At 71.1% G+C, this 16104-nt stretch carries 13 protein-coding genes and 2 pseudogenes; 11 read left to right on the top strand and 4 right to left on the bottom strand.

Annotated features, from left to right (window positions below):
* Positions 1-119: 119 nt before the first annotated feature.
* Complete coding sequence (locus QE401_RS17645; RefSeq protein WP_307139441.1) at positions 120-746, bottom strand: helix-turn-helix domain-containing protein; 627 nt, start codon at positions 744-746, stop codon at positions 120-122.
* Positions 747-969: 223 nt separating this feature from the next.
* Here QE401_RS17645 and QE401_RS17640 point away from each other — a divergent pair, with 223 nt between their 5' ends.
* The 8 genes and pseudogenes from QE401_RS17640 to QE401_RS17600 all read left to right on the top strand — a co-directional run bounded on the left by QE401_RS17640 (position 970) and on the right by QE401_RS17600 (position 9767).
* The gene (locus QE401_RS17640; RefSeq protein WP_307139440.1) at positions 970-2655 is read left to right on the top strand and encodes a peptide ABC transporter substrate-binding protein; all 1686 of its coding nucleotides are present in this window, start codon (positions 970-972) and stop codon (positions 2653-2655) included.
* A 25-nt stretch (positions 2656-2680) separates the two neighbouring features.
* Positions 2681-3631, top strand: a complete 951-nt coding sequence (locus QE401_RS17635; RefSeq protein ID WP_307139439.1) for an ABC transporter permease — start codon at positions 2681-2683, stop codon at positions 3629-3631.
* Between the two features lie 10 nt (positions 3632-3641).
* Positions 3642-4532 carry an ABC transporter permease gene (locus tag QE401_RS17630; RefSeq protein ID WP_307139438.1) on the top strand — a complete coding sequence of 297 codons (891 nt, stop codon included), beginning with the start codon at positions 3642-3644 and terminating at the stop codon, positions 4530-4532.
* On the top strand, positions 4532-5596 hold the full coding sequence (locus tag QE401_RS17625; protein ID WP_307139437.1) for an ABC transporter ATP-binding protein: 1065 nt from the start codon (positions 4532-4534) through the stop codon (positions 5594-5596). The genes QE401_RS17630 and QE401_RS17625 overlap by 1 nt, the downstream gene beginning before the upstream one ends.
* Positions 5593-6595: pseudogene (locus tag QE401_RS17620) on the top strand (ABC transporter ATP-binding protein). Before QE401_RS17625 ends, QE401_RS17620 begins: the two are co-directional and overlap by 4 nt.
* Positions 6596-6637: 42 nt before the next feature.
* Complete coding sequence (locus QE401_RS17610) at positions 6638-7966, top strand: NAD(P)/FAD-dependent oxidoreductase (protein ID WP_307139436.1); 1329 nt, start codon at positions 6638-6640, stop codon at positions 7964-7966.
* A 71-nt stretch (positions 7967-8037) separates the two neighbouring features.
* A complete protein-coding gene (locus QE401_RS17605) occupies positions 8038-9132 on the top strand; it encodes an AGE family epimerase/isomerase (protein WP_307139435.1) in 1095 nt (364 codons plus the stop codon).
* Positions 9133-9194: 62 nt separating this feature from the next.
* Entirely contained in the window at positions 9195-9767 is a 573-nt protein-coding gene (locus QE401_RS17600; RefSeq protein WP_307139434.1) for a hypothetical protein, read from the top strand.
* Positions 9768-10056: 289 nt separating this feature from the next.
* Here QE401_RS17600 and QE401_RS17595 read toward each other — a convergent pair whose 3' ends face one another.
* Positions 10057-10305, bottom strand: a complete 249-nt coding sequence (locus QE401_RS17595; protein WP_307139433.1) for a hypothetical protein — start codon at positions 10303-10305, stop codon at positions 10057-10059.
* A gap of 370 nt (positions 10306-10675) precedes the next feature.
* Between QE401_RS17595 and hrcA the strand changes: the two are divergent.
* A pseudogene (hrcA, locus tag QE401_RS17590) lies at positions 10676-11655 on the top strand (heat-inducible transcriptional repressor HrcA).
* Positions 11656-11788: 133 nt separating this feature from the next.
* Here hrcA and QE401_RS17585 read toward each other — a convergent pair.
* Together QE401_RS17585 and QE401_RS17580 are read right to left on the bottom strand one after the other, a co-directional pair.
* Positions 11789-12388 (bottom strand): Maf family protein, encoded by a 600-nt coding sequence (locus QE401_RS17585; protein ID WP_307139432.1) that lies wholly within the window; start codon positions 12386-12388, stop codon positions 11789-11791.
* Positions 12385-13260, bottom strand: a complete 876-nt coding sequence (locus QE401_RS17580) for a pyruvate, water dikinase regulatory protein (RefSeq protein WP_307139431.1) — start codon at positions 13258-13260, stop codon at positions 12385-12387. Before QE401_RS17580 ends, QE401_RS17585 begins: the two co-directional genes overlap by 4 nt.
* A gap of 329 nt (positions 13261-13589) precedes the next feature.
* Between QE401_RS17580 and hemE the strand changes: the two genes are divergently transcribed.
* On the top strand, positions 13590-14633 hold the full coding sequence (gene hemE, locus QE401_RS17575) for a uroporphyrinogen decarboxylase (RefSeq protein WP_307139430.1): 1044 nt from the start codon (positions 13590-13592) through the stop codon (positions 14631-14633).
* 207 nt (positions 14634-14840) lie between these two features.
* A complete protein-coding gene (locus QE401_RS17570; protein ID WP_307139429.1) occupies positions 14841-15920 on the top strand; it encodes a catalase family protein in 1080 nt (359 codons plus the stop codon).
* The last annotated feature ends 184 nt before the right edge of the window (positions 15921-16104 follow it).

The following is a 16104-nucleotide window of genomic DNA, read 5'->3' as shown; positions in this document are numbered from 1 at the left end:
GCGCTGCGCCGGGTCGCTCCGGCCCAGTGAAGCGGCCCGCCTCTCGGCCAGACGGCGGCAGCCTGACAGAAAAAAGATGGGGGTCTGGGGAATTCATTCCCCCAGGCCTTTTTCTGTTTCTAGGCCCCCGCGCTGGGCATGGTGATCCAGACGATGCGCGTCGGCGTATCGGTCGGGTTGTCGAACATGTGGGGCACGGTGCTGGGGAAGCGGAAGCTGTCGCCTTCCTCCAGCAGATGCGCCTCGTGGTCGAGCCAGAGGCGCAGCGTGCCGGAGAGCACGTAGCCGGCCTTTTCCCCCTGGTGCTTGACGAAATCCGCGCCGGAGGAGCCGCCGGCGCTGAGCGTCAGCTCATACATCTCCATCTGCCCCGGCGCGTCGGGGGCCAGTGATTCCTTCAGCACGCCGGAGGGAGTCAGCCGCAGCAGGCGGCGCTGGCCGCGGCGGACAATGTAGCGCGGCGCCGGGCCTTCGGGCCGCTCCTCGAAGAAGAAGGAGATCGGCACCTGCAGCGCCAGGCTGAGCAGCCGCAGCGTGCGCACCGAGGGGGTGGCGAGGCCGCGCTCCAGCTGGCTGATCATGCCGATGGACAGGCCGGTGCGGCGGCCGAGTTCCTGGATCGACAGGCCCATGCGCTGCCGCAGCAGCCGGACGCTTTCGCCCAGGCGGCGGTCGCTGGCGCCGTCATCCAGCACCAGGGCGGGCAGGGCTGCCTCGGCCGTCACGCTGCCTGGCTCATCCGTCATGCGCATCCTCCTGCCGTGCCCTTCGAGATGGGGCGGGGCGCTGGCTGTGTCAGCCTTCGTGCCGGCGCACAAGGCGGTTGACATCCAGCTTTCATGGGCGTGAACATCAAGGCAAGAATTTTGACCCCAATGAAAACCGGGGTCACGGGGAAAAGCCGATGCGGTGCCTGGCGGTGGTGGGCGCAATGCCCGCCGCGCGGCCGTTCGAGCGGGAGACGGGACCATGACTCACGATGAATCCTGGGCGCGCTGGCAGCGCATCCTGGCGCCGACGCGGCGCGGCCTGTTCGCCATCGGCGGCGGCGCGGGGGCGGTGCTGGCGCTCGGCACCGCGGGCGCGCGGGCGCAGGGCCGGCCGGCCGCCCGCCCGCCGGAGCGGCCGCGCGGCCAGGTGGTGGTGGGTCTGTCGCAGGAACCCACGGTGTTCCACCCGCTGATGCCGGGCATCGAGGTCGACCAGGGCGTCTGGTGGAACCTGTTCAGCACGCTCTGGTATATCGACCCGGAGGGGAATTTCGTCCCCGATCTCGCCGCCGAGATGCCGACGCAGGAGAATGGTGGCATTTCCGAGGATGGCCTGTCCTGGACGGTGAAGCTGCGCAGCGGCGTCACCTGGCATGACGGCACGCCCTTCACGGCCGAGGATGTGAAGTTCAGCCTGGAGCTGATCAACAACCCGAATTTCCGCGTGCGCAACCGGGTCGGCCACAGCCTGGTCAAGGAGATCCGCGTGGTCTCCCCCACCGAGATCCGCTGGCAGATGGAGGCGCCCTACGCGCCCTATCTCTCGATCCTGTCGCTGACCTTCATCGTGCCGAAGCACGCGCTGGAAAAGGTGGCGGACCCGAACAGCGCGCCCTTCCACACGGCGCCGATCGGCACCGGGCCGTTCCGCTGGGGCAGCCGGCAGCCGGGCGACAACATCCAGCTCACCGCCAACACCGCCTATCACGGCACGGGGCCGTATCTGGAGCGGTTGGTGTTCAAGTACATCCCGGACCTGACGGTGATGTACACGCAGTTCCGCACCGGCCAGGTGGACTATACCGGCATCGCCGGCATCAGCCCGAATTTCGCGCGCGAGGCGCAGGCGCTGCGCGGCCGCAAGGTGCATGTGAACCCGACCGCCTCGATCGAGAGCATCGCGCCCAATCTCGGCTTCCCGGCGCTGGCCGACAAGGCGGTGCGACAGGCGCTGTATCTCGGCATGAACAAGAAGGCGCTGATCGACGTCCTGTATTACGGGCTGCCGACGCCGAGCGAGAGCTTCCTGCCGCGGCAATCCTGGGCGATCAACCCCGATCTGCCGGCGCATGAGCACAACCCGGCCAAGGCGAATGAGATCCTGGACGCCGCCGGCTGGCAGCGCGGCAGCGACGGGGTCCGCGCCAAGGGCGGCGTGCGGCTGGAATTCACCAACTCCACCACCGTCGGCAATCCGGTGCGCGAGCAGGCGCAGCAGCTGCTGATGCAGGATTGGCGCGGCATCGGCGCCGCGATGCGGGTGCAGAACATGCCGGCCGCCGTGATCTGGGGTGAGTTCTGGCAGATGTCGAAATTCAACTCGGTGATGGTCAGCGTGAACTACATGCTGGGCTCCGACCCCGATGTGACGCCGCGCTTCAGCAGCAAGGCGATCCCGGCCAAGGGCGGGCGCGGCCAGAACACCTTCCAGTTCGAGAATGCCGAGGTGGATGCGCTGCTGGAGCGCGGCGCGATGCAGTTCGACCAGGCGGCGCGGCGCGCCACCTATGGCCGCATCCAGCGCATCATCCGCGAGGAACTGGCGATCCTGCCGATCTTCCAGCAGGCGCTGGTCGAGGGGGTGAAGGACAACCTCATCGGCTTCCGGCCGAACATCAACACCTCCTCCAATTGCTGGAACATCCGCGAATGGTACTGGGCGTGAGGCGGCACGGAGGGGGCTGAGCCCGATGGGGTCCTATCTGGTCCGCCGGCTGGGGCAGGCGCTGCTGCTGCTGCTGCTGGTGTCGATGATCGGCTTCGCCATCCTGCACCTGGCGCCGGGCGGGCCGATGGCGCAATACGCCATGGGCTCCAACATGTCGCAGGAGGATCTGGACCGCATCGCGGCGCAGCTCGGCCTGGATCGCCCGCTGCCGGTGCAATATGCCGAATGGCTGTGGCGCATGCTGGGCGGCAATTGGGGCATCTCCTACCGCGACAGCCAGCCAGTGCTGCACATCATCTCCTCGCATCTCGGCGCGACGCTGGAGCTGATGCTGACGGCGACGCTGATCGCCGTGCTGCTGGGCTGCTGGATCGGTGTGCTGGGCGCCATCCGCCGCTATTCGGTGTTCGATTATCTCGCCACCATCGGCGCCATGGTGGCGCTGTCGATCCCGACCTTCTGGTTCGGCCTCGTCGCCATCTTCATCTTCTCGGTGGAACTCGGCTGGCTGCCGGCCGGCAACCGGCAGACCATCGGCGATGGCTCGCTGCTCGACATGATCCACCATCTGATCGCGCCGGCCCTGGTGCTGGCGCTGGTGGAGACGGCGATCTGGAGCCGCTTCATGCGCTCCTCCATGCTCGACGTCATCAACCAGGACTATATCCGCACCGCGCGGGCCAAGGGGCTGCCGGAATGGCGCGTGCTGTCGGGACACGCCTTCCGCAACGCGCTGCTGCCGATGATCACGGTGGCCGGGCTGCAATTGCCAACCCTGCTGGGCGGCGCGCTGGTGACCGAGACGGTGTTCACCTGGCCGGGCATGGGCAGGCTGTTCCTCGATTCCATCGAATACCGCGACTACCCGGTGGTGATGGGCATCCTGATGTTCTCGGCCAGCCTGGTGCTGATCGGCAATCTGCTGGCCGACATGCTCTATGCGGTGGCCGATCCGCGCATCCGGCTGGGCTGAGGGGCGGGCGATGAGCAGCACCACCGACGCGATCACCCTGCCCGTGGCGGAAGCCCTGCCGCCGCGCAACACCGCCTGGCGGCGCTTCCGCCGGCACAGGCTGGCGATGCTGGGGGCGGCGATCATCGCCATCCTGCTGTTCGGCAGCGTGGCCGGCCCCTATCTGATCCCTTACGACGACACCTATATCGACATCATGCAGCGCTTCGCGCCGCCCTTTTCCGGCGCGCATGTGCTGGGCACGGATGAGCTGGGCCGCGACATGCTGGCGCGGCTGATGATGGGCGGGCGCATTTCGCTGGCCGTCGGCTTCGCCGCCATGGCGATCAGCATGGTGATCGGCATCAGCGTCGGCGCCATCGCCGGCTATTATGGCGGCGCGGTGGGCGCGGCGCTGATGCGCTTCGTCGATGCCGTGCTGTGCTTCCCCACCATCTTCCTGCTGCTGGCGCTGGCCGCGCTGGTCGAGCCGGGCGTGGCCTCCATCACCCTGCTGATCGCCGCCACCGCCTGGATGGATGTGGCGCGCATCGTCGAGGCGCAGATCCGCGCCCTGCGCGAGCGCGACTTCGCCACCGCCGCCGAGGCGCTGGGCGCATCGGATGGCTATATCGTGTTCCGCGAGCTGGTGCCGAATGCGGTCGCACCCATCGTGGTCAGCGCCACGCTGAACGTCGCCAAGGCGATCCTGCTGGAGAGCTATGTCAGCTTCCTGGGCTACGGCATCCAGCCGCCGGTCGCGAGCTGGGGCAACATGCTGAACAATGCGCAGATCTACCTGACCAGCGCGCCCTGGCTGGCCATCCTGCCCGGGCTGCTGATCACGCTCGCCGTCACCAGCTTCAACTTCCTCGGCGACGGGCTGCGCGACGCGCTGGACCCGCGGATGGACAGCCATTGATGGATGACACGCTGCTGGAGGTCGAGAATCTCGCCATCCGCTTCCGCACCCATGGCGGGGAGGCCGCGGCGGTCAGCGATGTCTCCTTCACCCTGAAGCGCGGCGAGACACTGGCGATGGTGGGGGAGAGCGGCTCGGGCAAGAGCGTCACCTCGCTGGCGCTGATGCGGCTGCTGCCGAAGCCGCCGCTCTGCACCGTCTCGGGCAGCATCCGGCTGCGCGGCGCGGATGGCGCGATGCAGGAACTGCTGAGCCTGCCGGAGCCCGCGATGCGCGCGGTGCGCGGCAACCAGCTCTCCATGGTGTTCCAGGAGCCGATGACCTCGCTGAACCCGGTGAAGACGATCGGCGCGCAGATCACCGAGACGATCCGGCTGCACCGGCCGATGCCGCAGCGCGCGGCGGAGGACGAGGCGGCGCGGCTCCTGGAGCTGGTCGGCATCCCCTCCCCCCGCCAGCGGCTTTCGGCCTATCCGCACCAGCTGTCGGGCGGCATGCGGCAGCGGGCGATGATCGCCATGGCGCTGTCCTGCGAGCCTTCGGTGCTGATCGCCGATGAGCCGACCACCGCGCTCGACGTCACCATCCAGGCGCAGATCCTCGACCTGCTGCGGCGGCTGCAGGAGCGGACCGGCATGGCGGTGATCTTCATCACGCACAATCTGGGCGTGGTGGCGGAGATCGCCGACCGGGTGATGGTGATGTATGCGGGGCGGGTGGTGGAGCAGGCGGATGTGGTGCCGCTCTTCCGCCAGCCGCTGATGCCCTACACCCAGGGGCTGCTGCGTTCCGTCCCCCGGCTGGAGCTGGCCGGCCGCCGCGCCGGCGCCTTGCCCGCGATCCGCGGCAATGTGCCGGATCCGCGCCACCCGCCGCCCGGCTGCGCCTTCCACCCGCGCTGCGATTTTTTCCGGGCGGGAGAATGCGACCAGACGGCGCCCATGCTGGAGACCACCGAGGATGACCGTCAGATCCGTTGCCTGCGCTGGCAGCAGGTCGCGACTGAACTGATGGCGGGGTCCGGGGGGACCCTGTCCCCCCGGCCGGCGGAGCCCCTGGTATGACCCCGCTTCTCGAAGTCAGCGACCTGCAGAAGCATTTCCCGGTGGGTGGCGGCTTGTTCGGCCGTGGCCAGAAGCTGGTGAAGGCGCTGGACGGTGTCTCCTTCGCGGTGACCCCCGGCGAGATCCTCTCCGTGGTGGGCGAATCCGGCTCCGGCAAGACGACGCTCGGCCGCACGCTGCTGCGGCTGACCGAGCCCAGCGGCGGCGCCATCCGCTTCGAGGGCCAGGACATCACGCATCTGTCGCGGCGCGCGCTGCGGCCGCTGCGGCGGCGGATGCAGCTGGTGTTCCAGGACCCCTTCGCCTCGCTGAATCCGCGCATGAGCGTGGAGCGCATCGTGGCGACGCCGCTGATCATCCAGGGCGGCGTCAGCCGGGCGGAGCGGCGGGAGCGCGTGGCGGAGATGCTGCGCCTGGTCGGGCTGCAGCCGCATCATGCGGAGCGGCACCCGCATGAGCTGTCGGGCGGGCAGCGCCAGCGCGTCGGCATCGCGCGGGCGCTGATCATGAAGCCCAGCTTCCTGGTGGCGGATGAGCCGGTCTCGGCGCTGGACGTGTCGATCCAGGCGCAGGTGGTGAATCTCCTTCTGGAACTGAAAGAAAAACTCGGCCTGACCATCCTGTTCATCGCGCATGATCTGGCGGTGGTGGGGCATATCTCCGACCGCATCGCGGTGATGTATCTCGGCCGGGTGGTGGAGATCGCCGAGACCGGCGCGCTGTTCCGCAATCCGCGCCATCCCTATACCGAGGCGCTGTTCTCCGCCGCGCCCGTGCCGGACCCGACGCTGCGGCGCGGATCGGGGCGGGTGATCCTGCAGGGGGACATCCCCTCGCCGCTGAACCCGCCCCTCGGGCTGCGCCTTCCGCACGCGCTGCCGCTTCGCCCGCGATGCATGCGCCGAAGCGGTGCCGCCGCTGCGCGCGGTCGGGCCCGGCCATTTCACCGCCTGCATCCGCGACGATATCGTGCTGCAGGCCAGCCTGCCCGCGGCCTGAGCGCCGCGATTCCTTCCGACCCAGCCGCCAAGGACATCCGCCATGTCGCCTCCCGTGGACCGCATCGCCAGCGACGAGACGCTGCCGGAGGCCGTCGATGTCGTGGTCATCGGCGCCGGCATCATCGGCGTCGCCGCCGCCTATCACCTGGCGAAGAAGGGCCATTCGGTCGCGCTGATCGAGAAGGGCCATGTCGGCGCCGAGCAATCCAGCCGCAACTGGGGCTGGTGCCGCCAGCAGGGCCGCGACCGGCACGAGATCCCGCTGGCGCGCGCCAGCCTGGAGATGTGGGGCGGGCTGCATGAGGAGATCGGCGCCGATCTCGGCTTCCGCCGCAAGGGCGTGCTCTGGGTCACCAAGGACCAGAAGGAGCTGGCCGGCTGGGAGCGCTGGGCCAATGACGCCCGGCAGATGCAGGTGCACAGCCACATGCTGAGCGCGGCCGAGGTGCGCGAGCGCCTGCCCGACAGCACCGAGGGCTGGCTGGGCGGCATGGAGACGCCGAGCGACGGGCGCGCCGAACCCTCGATGGCGGCACCGGCCCTGGCGGCGGCGGCGCGGCGGCTGGGCGTGAAGCTGTTCCAGAACTGCGCGGCGCGCGGCATGGAGACCAAGGGCGGCGCCATCGACGCGGTGGTGACCGAGAAGGGCCGCATCCGCACACAGGCCGTGCTGCTGGCCGGCGGCGCCTGGTCGACCCTGTTCTGCCGGCGCCACGGCATCACCCTGCCGCAGGCCATGGTGATCGGCACCGCCTTCCGCACCACCGCCGCGCCGGTGATCCGCGAGGGCGCGCTGGGCACGCCGGGCTATTGCATCCGGCGGCGGGAGGATGGCGGCTACACCGTGGCGCTGCGCGGCCGCGGGCGGCTGGAGCTGACGCCGGACGGGCTGCGCTATGCGCGGCAATTCTGGCCCACCTTCAAGCAGCGTGCCGCCAAGCTGAAGATCCGCATGGGCTCCAGCTTCGTCACCGAGCTGTTCCAGGGCGCCTCCTGGTCCTTCGACAGCGAGACGCCTTTCGAGCGCACCCGCGTGCTCGACCCCTCGCCCGACATGACGCTGGTGGAGGAGGCGCTGGGCATGCTGCGCGCGGCCTATCCGTCGCTCGCCGGCATCGGCTGCGCCGAGGCCTGGGCGGGCTCGATCGATTCGACGCCGGATGCGGTGCCGGTGATCTCCCCGGTGGAGGGGCATCCGGGCTTCTTCCTGGCCACCGGCTTCAGCGGCCATGGCTTCGGCATCGGGCCCGCGGCGGGGCGGCTGGCGGCCGACATCGTCAGCGGCGACACGCCGATCGTCGATGCGCATTCCTACCGCTACAGCCGGCTGGTCGACGGCACCTATCTGAAGCCCGCCGGGGCGCTGTGACGCCAGCAAGGGGCCGGCCCCCTCGGCCGGCCCCGGTTGCTGCGGCACGGCGAAGAGAGTAGTCCGGTCGGGTGCAAAGCGACCTGGCGCCAACCGATCTCTGGGACTGGCTCACCCGGAAAGCCTGGCCCTGCTGGCTGGCCCATGGTGTCGACTGGCAGCGCCGCGCCTTCCACGAGCATCTGACGCTGGACGGAAAGCACTGCACGGCGGAGTTCCGCCGGCTGCGCGTCGTGACACGGCAGGTCTACAGCTTCGCTTTGGCGCATCGCCACGGGCTGCCGCGCGCGGCGGAGGCGGTGGAGCTCGGCATCGATTTCCTGCGCCGCACCGCCCGGCAGGCGGATGGCGGCTATGCCTGGCGCTTCGGCCTGGATGGGCGGGTGCTGGATGCGCGGCGCGACCTCTACGATCATGCCTTCGTGCTGCTGGCGCTCTCCGCCGCCAGCGCGGTGCTGCCGGCGGCGCCGCTGCGGGCCCTGGCGCTGGAGGTGGATGATTACGTCATCCACCGGCTGGGCCATGCCAGCGGCGGCTATCTGGAAAGCCTGCCGCCCAGCCTGCCGCGCCGGCAGAACCCGCATATGCATCTGCTGGAGGCGCGGCTGGCCGCGGCCGAGGCCTTCGGCGAGGCGCGGTTCCTGGAGGGCGCCCACCGGCTGGTGGCGCTGTTCCGCGCGCATTTCCTCGAGCCCGCCACCGGCACGCTGGTGGAGCTGCTGGATGACGATCTGAAGCCGCTGCCCGGCCCGGTCGAGCCCGGCCATCACTGCGAATGGGTCTGGCTGCTGGACTGGCATGCGCGGCTGGCCGGCCGGCACGCAGCACCCGCCCAGGCGGCGGCGCTGCGGGATTTCGCCGAGCGCTTCGGCCCGCTGCCCGCCGGCCCCTTGCGCGACGCGGTGGCGCCGGATGGCGCGCCGCTGTCGGAGGCCGCGCGGCTCTGGCCGCAGGCGGAGCGGCTGAAATCGGCGGCGCTGGCGGGGGATGCACCGCTGCGCGCGGCAATGGCCGCGATCGCGCCCTATCTGCGCCCGGACGGGCTGTGGCATGAGCGGCGCCTCCCCGATGGCAGGCTGAGTGAGGAGCCGGCGCCGGCCAGCAGCCTCTACCACCTCTCCTGCGCGCTGGATTTCGTGACGCGGCGGCCCCCCGCCGGGGGCTGAAACGCGCTTCACAGCGGCGCCGGGGCAGGGAAAGCTGCGCCCGACCTTGCCGGGATGCCGCCATGCGCCACCGCCTGACCGCCACCGCCCTGCTGCTCGCGCCAATGCTGCTGGCCGGCGCCGCCCTCGCGCAGCCGGCGCCGCCGCGCCTGCCCGGGTGGAGCGCCGAGCGGCTGGCGCAGAGCAGCGGCGGCATCACCGAGGATTGGGCGCTGCGCTGCACCGGGGAGGGCTGCGCCCAGGGCAGCCTTTCCTGCACCGGCTTCCGCACCGCCGCCGCGCCGGGCGGCCCGCCGACCCTGACGGAGCTGACCGACCCGCAGCGGGCGCCGCTGGGGCAGATGGGCTATTGGCTCTCCGCGCGGCTGGGGCAGGAGCGGCGCGACATCCTCGGCCCCGGCGATCTGCGCGACGAGCCGCTTTCCGGCTTCGCCATCGAGAGCGCCGGGCGGCGCGAGGTGGCGCTGGGCCGGGCGGCGCTGCGCTCCTCGCGCGCGCAGCTGGGCGCGGTGCTGGCGCTGTGGCCGGAGGGGGAGCGGCTGCGCGGGCTGCGCTGCTCCTACCGGCTGGACCAGCAGGCGGAGGCGTTGCCGCGCATCCGCAGCCTGCTGGCGGCGCTGCCCGGCGGGCGCTGAGGCGCGGCATGGCGGCTGCCGAGGCAGCCTGGACGCGGGCAGCTGTCCGGGGGGCGCCTGCCCGGCCAGCGGAACCGTCCCGGCGGCCTGGCCGGGTCTTCCGCTGGCCGGGCAGGGCCTAGTCGGCCAGCAGCAGGGCGCCGCCCCAGGAGAGGAACAGCACCGCCGCCACCAGCACCCCCGGCCGCGGTGCCGGGGCGGCGCGCGGCGCGGTCCATCAGCAGCCCGGCGAGCGTGGCGCCCAGGGCGAAGATCATCAGCACCGCCAGGAAGCCGAGCGTGGTCGGGTTCACGCACGGAGCTCCGCCCGGCGGGCCTGGCGCAGCGCCGCGCGCTCCTCGGCGGGCATGGCGGCGTAGCGTTGCCGGGCGGCGCGCAGCCAGGCGGTGCGCTCGCCCTCGGCGCGGCAGCGTGTCGTTTCCGGCTCCTCGAAGCCCGGCATGGCTTCGGCACGGGCGTCCTTGCCCACCGGCGGATAGGCGGCGAGCCACCCCATCAGCGCCAGCGGCCAGAGCCGCGATCCGGTCATATCCCTCATGAGCCCCTCCGCGCTTGTTCGCGCCCTGCGGCACACCATTAGAGAGACGTGCAACGCGTTCATGGCCATGATGTGTCGGCCCGTGACAAGATCAGGGCAAAGCCGGATTTTTCAGGGTCACGCGTGCTTGAGCTGGTGGCGTGAAGCTGGTTTTTGACCGAACGTGATCGTCATGAAGGGGCAACGGGACTTGGCGAAGGGCATCGGCGCCAAAGGCGCGGCGGCACAGGGACTGAATGGCCTCGGCCATGCAGCGCTCGGCCAGGCTCCTCTGGGAGGCGCCTCCCCCCTGTTCACCGGCCGCATCGGCCGCTCCGGCCTGCCGGGGCTGGACAGCCGCGGCGCCGCCATCCTGCGCCAGGTGGTCGAGATGTATGTCGAGACGGGGGAGCCGGTGGGCTCGCGCACCCTCTCCCGCCGGCTGCCGCTGACGCTCTCGCCCGCCACCATCCGCAACGCCATGGCCGACCTGGAAGAGGCGGGGCTGCTCTATGCGCCGCACACCTCGGCCGGGCGGCTGCCGACCGAGCAGGGGCTGCGGCTCTTCGTCGACGGGCTGCTGGAATTCGGCGATTTGTCGGAGGAGGACCGCGAGGCCATCGCCATCCGCTGCGCCGCCGCCGGCCGCAGCATGGAGGAGAGACGCTGTCCGAGGCCGGGCAGATGCTCTCCGGCCTGGCCGGCGCCGCCGGTCTGGTGGTGGCGCCCAAGACCGAGGCCGCCATCCGCCACATCGAATTCGTCGCCCTCTCCCCCGGCCGCGCCCTGGTGGTGCTGGTGAACGCGCATGGCCAGGTGGAGAACCGCGTCATCGAGGTGCCGCCGGGCCTGCCGCCCAGCGCCTTCACCCAGGCCAGCAACTTCCTCAATGCCCGCCTCTCCGGCCGCACGCTGGAGGAGACGCGCGGCGTGGTGGCGGAGGAGATCCAGGCCAACCGCACCGCGCTGGACGCGCTGACGCAGCAGATGGTGGAGCAGGGTCTGGCCACCTGGGCGGGCGGTGGCGGCGGTTCGCTGATCCTGCGCGGCCAGGCGCGGCTGCTGGAGAATGTCGACCAGATCGCCCGGCTGCAGGAGATCCAGGCGCTGTTCGAGCGGCTGGAGGCGCAGGAGACCATGCTGCGCCTGCTGGAGCTGGCCCAGCGCGGCCAGGGGGTGCAGATCTTCATCGGCGCCGAATCGGGGCTGTTCAGCAGCGCCGGGCTGTCGATGGTGGTCGCACCCTTCCGCGACGGGCAGGAGCAGATCGTCGGCGCCATCGGCGTCATCGGGCCCACGCGCATCAATTACGGCCGGGTGATCCCGGTGGTGGATTACACGGCGCGGGTGATTGGGCGGTTGCTCGGGTGACAGGGCAGGGGCGCTGCCCCTGCACCCCGCCGGGGTGGCACGGCCACCCCGGACCCCGCGAACAGTTGGCGGGGTCCGGGGGGACCCTGTCCCCCCGGTGGAGGGGTCTGGGGAGGCAAAGCCTCCCCAGTTTTCACTCCTCCAGCACCCCGTGCTGCCGCAGGAAGCCCAGCAGGGGCAGCAGCGGCAGGCCCAGTATGGCGCTGTGCTCGCCCTGGATGTCGCGGAACAGCTGCACCCCCAGCCCTTCCAGCCGGTAGGCGCCGACCGACCAGGTCACCGCCTCGCCCTCCGCCGCCAGATAGCGCTCCAGGAAGGCGTCGGAGAAACCGCGCATGGTCAGGCGCGGCGTCGCCAGATGCTGCCAGATGCGCTGGCCGCCGCGCCAGGCGACGGTCGCGGTGTGCAGCGTGTGGCTCCGCCCGCGCAGCGCCTGCAGCTGGGCGCGGGCGGCGGCGATGTCCTCGGGCTTGTCGTACCAGCGCCCCTCGCAGACCAGCAGCTGGTCGGCGCCGATCACCACCGCCTCGGGCGCCTGGCGGGCGATGCGCTGCGCCTTGGCCTCGGCCAGCAGGATGGCGGCGTCCCCGGGGGGTATGGCCTCGGCCTGGGCGGCCTGTTTCAGCGCGGCCTCGTCCACCCGGGCCGGGCGGGCCTCGAACTCCAGCCCGGCGCCGCGCAGCAGCGCCGCGCGGGTCTCGGAGGAGGAAGCCAGGATCAGCGTCACGCTCACGCGCCGATCATCCCCGGCTTCGGCCCCTGGCTGGCGCCCATGCTGCGTCGGGCGTGCCAGGCCTCCATCAGCTGCAGCACGGTGGCGGCGGTTTCCTCGATGGAGCGGCGGGTGACGTCGATCACCGGCCAGCCCCGGCTGGTGCAGAGCCGGCGGGCGGCCTGGATCTCGGCCTTCACCGCCTCGAAATCCACATAGTCATTGGTGTCCTGCCGCACCCCGCCGCTGCCGATGATCTTCAGCCGGTGGCGGCGGATGTCGATCAGCGCATTGGTGTCGATGGTCAGGCCGATCACCGGGCAGGGCGGGGTCTCCAGCTCCGGCGGCAGGGGCGAGGTCGGCACGATCGGCACATTGGCCGCCTTGATGCCGCGATTGGCCAGGTAGAAGCAGGTCGGCGTCTTGCTGGAGCGGGAGACGCCCACGAGGACGCAATCGGCCTCGGCGATGCCGGCGACGCCCTGGCCGTCATCATGCGCCAGCACGTAGTGCATGGCGTCGATGCGGCGGAAATAGTCGGCGTCCAGCACATATTGCGCGGCGCGCTTCTCCCGCGCCTGCTGGCCGATCTGGCTCTGCAACAGGTCCATCACCGGGTCCAGCACCGAGAGGCAGGGCAGGCCGAGCTGCTGGCACACCCCCTCCAGCGCATGGCGCAGCGAGCGGTCGACCAGGGTGAACATCACCGGCCCCGGCTCCGCCTTGATGCCTTCCAGCACCTGCTCGAGCTGCAGATGGGAGCGGACCAGGGACCAGCGGTGATGCACCACATGCGGGTCGGGAAACCGCGCCAGGGTGGCGCGGGCGATCGAGTTCAGCGTCTCGCCGGTGCTGTCGGAGACGAGATGCAGGTTCAGGGTACGGTGGGCCATCGGCTCCCGGCGTGCAAAGGGGCGTTTCTCCCGGTGGAGGATAACGGGGATTGCTGTGGAGATTGGGGACAAGATTCGTCCCGCTCCACCCCCCCTGCGTGAATCGGGGATGGAATTCGCATTTTCAGGGGGCTGGGGAGGCTTGGGCACATCGCCTGGCACGACTCGGTGGAAAACTCCGGAAACCGGCCTTTGAGCTGGCTTTGCGCCCGATTCGGGGCTGTGGAGAAGTTTGTGGAAAGCGCGGGACGGGATTGCGTCCCCCTTATCCACAGGCCCTATAAGCCCCCCATCTTTCTTAAAGACTCTTTTTCATAGAAAGGGGCGCCATGGAAAACGCGTCGAAGCCCTTGCTGCGGGCCCTCTCCGGCGAAGCGCTGTGGCCCCCGCCCTTCTGGCTGATGCGCCAGGCCGGGCGCTATCTGCCCGAATATCGTGAATTGCGGGCACAGGCGGGCGACTTCATCAGCCTCTGCACCAACCCGGCCCTGGCGGCGGAGGTGACGCTGCAGCCGCTGCGCCGCTACGGCATGGATGGCGCCATCCTGTTCAGCGACATCCTGATGCTGCCCTGGGCCATGGGGCAGGGGCTGCGCTATGCCGAGGGGGAGGGCCCGCTGCTGGACCCGATCCGCGACGCGGACGGCCTGGCGGCGCTGCGGCCGCAGGAGATGCGCGCCCGTATCGCGCCGATCCTGGAGACGGTGGCGCGGGTGCGCGAAGGCCTGGCCCGGGAGGCGCCGAAGGCGACGCTGATCGGCTTCGCGGGCAGCCCCTTCACGGTGGCCTGCTACATGGTGGAGGGCCGTGGCGGCGGCGAGTTCGCCCATGCCAGGCGCATGGCGCATGCCGATCCGGCGCTGTTCGGCAAGCTGATCCGCCTGCTGGTGGATGGAACGGTGGATTACCTGCTGGCCCAGGCCGAGGCGGGGGCCGAGGCGCTGATGCTGTTCGACAGCTGGTCCGGCCTGCTCTCGCCCTCGCAATTCCGCCGCTGGTCGATCGAGCCGACCAACGCCATCGTCCGCGCCATCCGCAAGGTGCGGCCGGACATCCCGCTGATCGGCTTCCCGCGCCTGGCCGGCCCGCTGCTGGCGGAATATGCGCAGCGCACGGGGGTGGGGACGGTCGCCATGGACACCGGCATGGATCCGCGCTGGGCGGCCGCCAATGTGCCGGAGGGGATCACGCTGCAGGGCAATCTGGACCCGCAGGCGGTGGTCGCCGGCGGCCCGGCGCTGGAGGCGGAGGCGCGCTCCATCCTGGCGGCGATGCGCGGCCGGCCCTTCGTGTTCAATCTGGGCCATGGCATCGTGCCGCCGACCCCGCCCGAGCATGTGGCGGCGCTGGCGCGCATCATCCGCATCGGCTGAAGTCTTGAGAGGGGCTTTGCCCCTCTCAAACTCTCCCCACCAAAGGCCTGAGGCCTTTGGAATCCCATCAGTTGGAGCCTTACTGAAGGCGGGTGCAGGGGACCCCGTCCCCTGCTGGGGGAGTTTGAGGGGGCAAAGCCCCCTCAAGAGCAACAGCCCCGCACGGGCGGCGTTTGCCAGGGAAGCCCCTGCAAGGACGCCCCCGCCATGCCGATCCGCTACGACCCCGCCCTGGAACGCCCCGAACCGGACGAGGCCGAGACCATCGCGGGGCTGGTCGCGGCGCTACGCCAGATCAGCGAGACGGTGCATGCGGATTCCGGCCATGCCGAGCGGGCCGTGCACGCCAAGGCGCATGCGCTGCTGCATGGCGAGCTGGAGGTGCTGGGCCATCTGCCGCCCACCCTGGCGCAGGGCCTCTTCGCCAAGCCCGGCCGGCATGACGCGGTGCTGCGCTTCTCCACCAATCCGGGCGACGTGCTGGCCGACAGCGTCAGCGTGCCGCGCGGCCTGGCGGTGAAGGTGCTGGGCGTGGAGGGCGCCCGCCTGCCGGGCTCGGAGGCGGCGACGACGCAGGATTTCGTGCTGGCCAATGCGCCGGTCTTCCTGGCGCCGGATCCGCGCGCCTTCCTCTCCGGCCTGAGGCTGCTGGCCGCCACCACCGACCGGGCGCCGCGGCTGAAGCAGGCGGCCTCCGCCGTGCTGCGCCAGGTGGAGCGGGTGGCCGAGGCGGTGGGCGGCGGCAGCGCCCGGCTGCGCAGCCTGGGCGGCCACCCCACCACGCATATCCTGGGCGAGACCTATTGGAGCCAGGTGCCGCTGCGGCATGGCGACTACGTGGCCAAGCTGTCGGTGGCGCCGAGCTCCCCGGCGCTGCGGGCGCTGCAGGGGGAGAGGGTGGATGTCTCCGACGACCCGGACGCGCTGCGCCAGGCGGCGGATGACGTGCTGCGGCGCGAGGGCGGGGAGTGGGAGGTCCGGGTGCAGCTGCTGACCGATCCGGAGACCATGCCGGTCGAGGATGCCTCGGTGGAATGGCCGGAGGAGGTCAGCCCCTATATCCCGATCGCGCGGCTGCGCGCCCCGCCGCAGCCCGCCTGGGCCGAGGCGGCGCGCCGCGCGGTGGATGAGGGCATGGCCTTCAGCCCCTGGCACGGGCTGGAGGCGCACCGGCCGCTGGGCGGCATCATGCGGGCGCGCCGCGCGGCCTATGAGGCCTCGGCCCGGTTCCGGCTGACCCGCAATGGCTGCCCGGTGCGGGAGCCGGAGGCGCTGGACTGGCGCTGAGGCTGCGGGAGAGGCTCAGGGTGTGTCTGGCGCCCCGGGGAGGGGCTGACGGCCCTGTCGCCGCCTGCGGGAGGGCGGCCGGGGCCAAGCCGCCACCCTGACGGCGCCAGCGGCCCGCGAAAGGGCAGGGCCGGGGAGCGGCCGGTCCAATGGCGCGTTCCGCGGGCGCCCCCCGCGCGCCGTC

The sequence above is a fragment of the Pseudoroseomonas cervicalis genome (assembly GCF_030818485.1).
Lineage (GTDB): Bacteria > Pseudomonadota > Alphaproteobacteria > Acetobacterales > Acetobacteraceae > Pseudoroseomonas > Pseudoroseomonas cervicalis_A.
Note: the sequence above shows the minus strand (reverse complement) of the source record. Positions and strands in the feature narration are given on the sequence as shown.

Excerpts from the sequence above, each read along its gene's own strand:
- QE401_RS17600 (WP_307139434.1), top strand. The coding sequence starts at position 9,195 with ATGCGCCACCGCCTGACCGCCACCGCCCTGCTGCTCGCGCCAATGCTG.
- QE401_RS17635 (WP_307139439.1), top strand. The coding sequence starts at position 2,681 with ATGGGGTCCTATCTGGTCCGCCGGCTGGGGCAGGCGCTGCTGCTGCTG.
- hemE (WP_307139430.1), top strand. The coding sequence starts at position 13,590 with ATGGAAAACGCGTCGAAGCCCTTGCTGCGGGCCCTCTCCGGCGAAGCG.
- QE401_RS17595 (WP_307139433.1), bottom strand. The coding sequence starts at position 10,305 with ATGAGGGATATGACCGGATCGCGGCTCTGGCCGCTGGCGCTGATGGGG.
- QE401_RS17640 (WP_307139440.1), top strand. The coding sequence starts at position 970 with ATGACTCACGATGAATCCTGGGCGCGCTGGCAGCGCATCCTGGCGCCG.
- QE401_RS17625 (WP_307139437.1), top strand. The coding sequence starts at position 4,532 with ATGGATGACACGCTGCTGGAGGTCGAGAATCTCGCCATCCGCTTCCGC.
- QE401_RS17645 (WP_307139441.1), bottom strand. The coding sequence starts at position 746 with ATGACGGATGAGCCAGGCAGCGTGACGGCCGAGGCAGCCCTGCCCGCC.
- QE401_RS17630 (WP_307139438.1), top strand. The coding sequence starts at position 3,642 with ATGAGCAGCACCACCGACGCGATCACCCTGCCCGTGGCGGAAGCCCTG.
- QE401_RS17580 (WP_307139431.1), bottom strand. The coding sequence starts at position 13,260 with ATGGCCCACCGTACCCTGAACCTGCATCTCGTCTCCGACAGCACCGGC.
- QE401_RS17570 (WP_307139429.1), top strand. The coding sequence starts at position 14,841 with ATGCCGATCCGCTACGACCCCGCCCTGGAACGCCCCGAACCGGACGAG.
- QE401_RS17610 (WP_307139436.1), top strand. The coding sequence starts at position 6,638 with ATGTCGCCTCCCGTGGACCGCATCGCCAGCGACGAGACGCTGCCGGAG.